General features: G+C 45.3%; 1 protein-coding gene and 1 pseudogene. One reads left to right on the top strand and one right to left on the bottom strand.

Annotated features, from left to right (window positions below; all coding sequences use genetic code 11):
• Positions 1 to 160: 160 nt before the first annotated feature.
• A pseudogene (locus AB4653_RS20815) lies at positions 161 to 1,943 on the top strand (methyl-accepting chemotaxis protein); the annotation flags it as partial.
• Positions 1,944 to 2,210: 267 nt separating this feature from the next.
• Here the strand turns inward: AB4653_RS20815 and AB4653_RS20820 are convergent.
• Positions 2,211 to 3,370, bottom strand: a 1,160-nt coding sequence (locus AB4653_RS20820) for an alpha-amylase family glycosyl hydrolase (protein WP_372105220.1), incomplete at its 5' end; no start/stop codon positions are given.

Genomic DNA, 3,370 nt, shown 5'->3' on the forward strand with positions numbered 1-3,370 from the left:
GTGAATGTCTCGCTATGCGTGCCCCTACTCACATATATTGCTGATATTAACCTTGGATGGTTTATTAATTTATTTTAAAGCGTAAAATAAATGGTGCTTGCAAACTGTGTTGGTGACAAATTTGTCACCGCGGTTTTTACTTCCAAATTATAGGTTTCCTATGTTCAAGAAACTCTCGCTTAAAAATAAGCTGGCGATCTCTGCTAGCATGGCCATTATCCTGGGGGGGATTTTGGTCGAGGTATTGTCTTTTCGTGCTTCATTGCAACGGTTGGATATTGAAGTTGAACAGCGCTTAGAAGGTGCGTCAGCTTCTTACAATCAATATGTATCGGATTGGATCTTATCCAAAGAGCGTGCGCTTACTTCACTTTCGAAGGAGTCACAACAAGAAAGCTTGGTCACTCACCTGAAGCAGGTTCGTGATTCAGGCTCGTTTGATAATGTGTTCTTAGCGTTCCCTGATGGCTCGCAAAAAAATGCGAATGGCGTAGTGTTGCCACCGGGCAATGATGATCCACGCGTATGGGGTTGGTACACCAATGCGGTTTCGAACCCAAGTAAGGTGTTCATGGATAACCCAACGGTTGCCGCGGCAACTGGGGCGAACGTTGTGTCGTTGGGTACTGCAATGCAACTGCATGGCCAGCAGGTCGTTTTAGGTGCTGATGTAGAAATTACCGACATTCTAAACAGCCTTGAAAAAGTGATTCTTCCAGGCGAAGGCTACATGTTTATCGCGACCAACAAAGGCACGGTTTACACGCACGCTGATACAAAGTTGCTGAATGAGAACATTAGCTCGCTAGGGCTAGATTTTTCTGATGTACAGAAGGCACTGACTAGCGGTAAAGACACGGCTATCGAGTTAAATGGCAGCGACTATGTTCTGTACGCACGTGCGATTGATGGTACAAGCCTGATTACTATCAGTGTTGTTAATCATGACTCTTTGGTTGCACCGTTATTTGATGCGGTGATCGGTCAAGTGTTGGTGACACTGTTGGTTGTGATTGTATGTACCATATTGTTTAACCTGCTGTGTACTATTCTGTTCCGTCCGTTGAACCATGTGTCTCAAGCATTGGCGCAGATCGCTAATGGTAGTGGTGATTTAACTCAGCGTATTCATGTTGAGAACCAAGATGAAGTAGGAGAACTAGCACAGAACTTCAACACTTTTGTAGGAAGTTTACAGCAGTTGATTGGTCATATTCGTGGGCAATCAGAGCAGCTTAACAGCCAGTCAGAGAAAAGTACTCAGCGAGCGAATCGTTCGGTGGATGAGCTTAATCATCAACAGCAAGAGATCACCATGGTGGCGACGGCTGTAACGGAAATGGCGAGTGCAACGCAAGAGATTGCATCGCATGCTGAGCAAACCGCAAAAGCGGCACAAGACTCTGCGACAAGCACTAATAGCGGTCACGCCCTGGTTGTCGATACCAAAGGTTCTATCAATAACCTTGCCAATGAAGTGAATGAAGCAGGTAATGTGATCAGTGAGCTAAACAAGCATGCTCAAGAGATTTCGACGGTACTTGCTACGATTCAAGGTATTGCAGAGCAAACTAACTTGCTTGCTTTGAATGCTGCTATTGAAGCGGCGCGTGCTGGTGAATCGGGCCGTGGTTTCGCAGTCGTTGCCGATGAAGTTCGCACTCTGGCGCAACGTACTCAAGAATCGACCACTGAAATCCGCAACATGATTGAGCAGCTCCAAGCGGGTGCAAGCTCTGTATCTAACGCGATGAATCAAAGTAAAGACACAGCCACTGACGCCGTTGAACGCGCTCAGCAAGCAAACTCTTCACTTGACCGCATCCGCGACGCGATTCAGCGCATCTCTGATATGAATATTCAGATTGCTTCAGCAGCTGAAGAGCAGAGTTTAGTAGCGGAAGAGATCAACAACAACACAGTTAAGATCAAAGACCTTTCAACACAGGTATCGAACGCAGCTCAAGACGCAAACACAGCAATGCAAGTTCAAACTGACAATGTTCGCCAACAAGACGAACTATTAAACAAGTTTACGGTTTAACCGCCTTAGCGTTTAGCTAACTAACACCTTGTTTAACTAACACCCTGTTTAGTAAGCAATAAACAGCTTTATATAAAAAACCCCGCTTACTGGTAATCAGTAAGCGGGGTTTTCTTTTCAAGGTTTTCTTTGCAAAATTTGCTTTCTAACTCGTAACAGGCTCGAGCTAGTTGGTCGTCAGCATCATGCACTGGTTGGATTCAACCTTAATAGTTAAGTCCTTACCAACACATTCGAACACTTCGCCAGACAACAGATCCGTCACAGCGCCTGTCCAATTTAATGAGGCCGTCTTGCTTCGTTTCGATTTATTAATCACCACAATGCCTTTGTCGCCACGAACAAACACCAACAAGTCATCATTGGCTTCAACCACCTGCATCGCTTCGCCATGAACATGGTTATGGAATTGAATCATGTTTTTCATATAAGGCGCTTGCCAGTCGTTAAGCCAACGAGGTTGGCCACTCTTGTCCAGAATACCGCTGGTGCTGAGCTCACTGTAAACAAGCGGCACACCGCCATCTCGTCCAAGAATAAAGGCGTGAGCTAATTGCTCGTCGACTTCATCCATCACATGTTCCAAAAACACCTCGTTATTTGGAATGTCATGAGTGACAGCAAAAGTGATCGCTCGCATGTTCGACAGAGCTTGACCAAAACAGTATGGGTTGATCAGAGACTTAAAACTGCCCTGCTCTTCAAAAGCTTTGAAGATGGTATTGAATAGCGGAAAATCATACGCCCCTAAACGAGTGTGTTTAAGGTAAGGCTCGAGGAACAGTTCGTACTCTTCTTTGGTTGCACCACCGTCAGTAATGATCTCGCCAAAGATATGCATTTCTTCACAGATATCATCAGTCCAAACCTTACGTAGATGTGACAGTGTCATGTGTTTCGCTGCGTCGATGCGAAACCCTTTCACACCAATCACTTTCAAGGCTTTTAGGTAAGCTCGCTGCTGTGTAACCACATTGTCGTTGTCTAACAGCGTTGGCAGGCCTGGATCGCTTGCTCCACCAGTAATACGTCCGTTTTGCACCTCCCAAGTGTCTTTCCAGTTCTTGATACCAAACGCTTCGACAAAGTCGTTCTCATCAAACAAAGGTTTAGAAAGATCACCAAACAAACGAACGGATTCGTAATACTCAGAATCTTGTTGGTAAGACGCCATGTCTTGTTGATTTGGATACGTCAAATCACCGCGAATACTCGACTCGTTAGCCATGTGGTTAAACACAACGTCCACATAGGTACGAAGCCCATGTTGCTTTAACGTGTTCACCATTGCAGTGAAGTCTTGCGTATCACCAAGCTGATTATCGA

The organism is Vibrio sp. 10N.222.48.A3, assembly GCF_041475345.1.
GTDB lineage: Bacteria > Pseudomonadota > Gammaproteobacteria > Enterobacterales > Vibrionaceae > Vibrio > Vibrio tasmaniensis_A.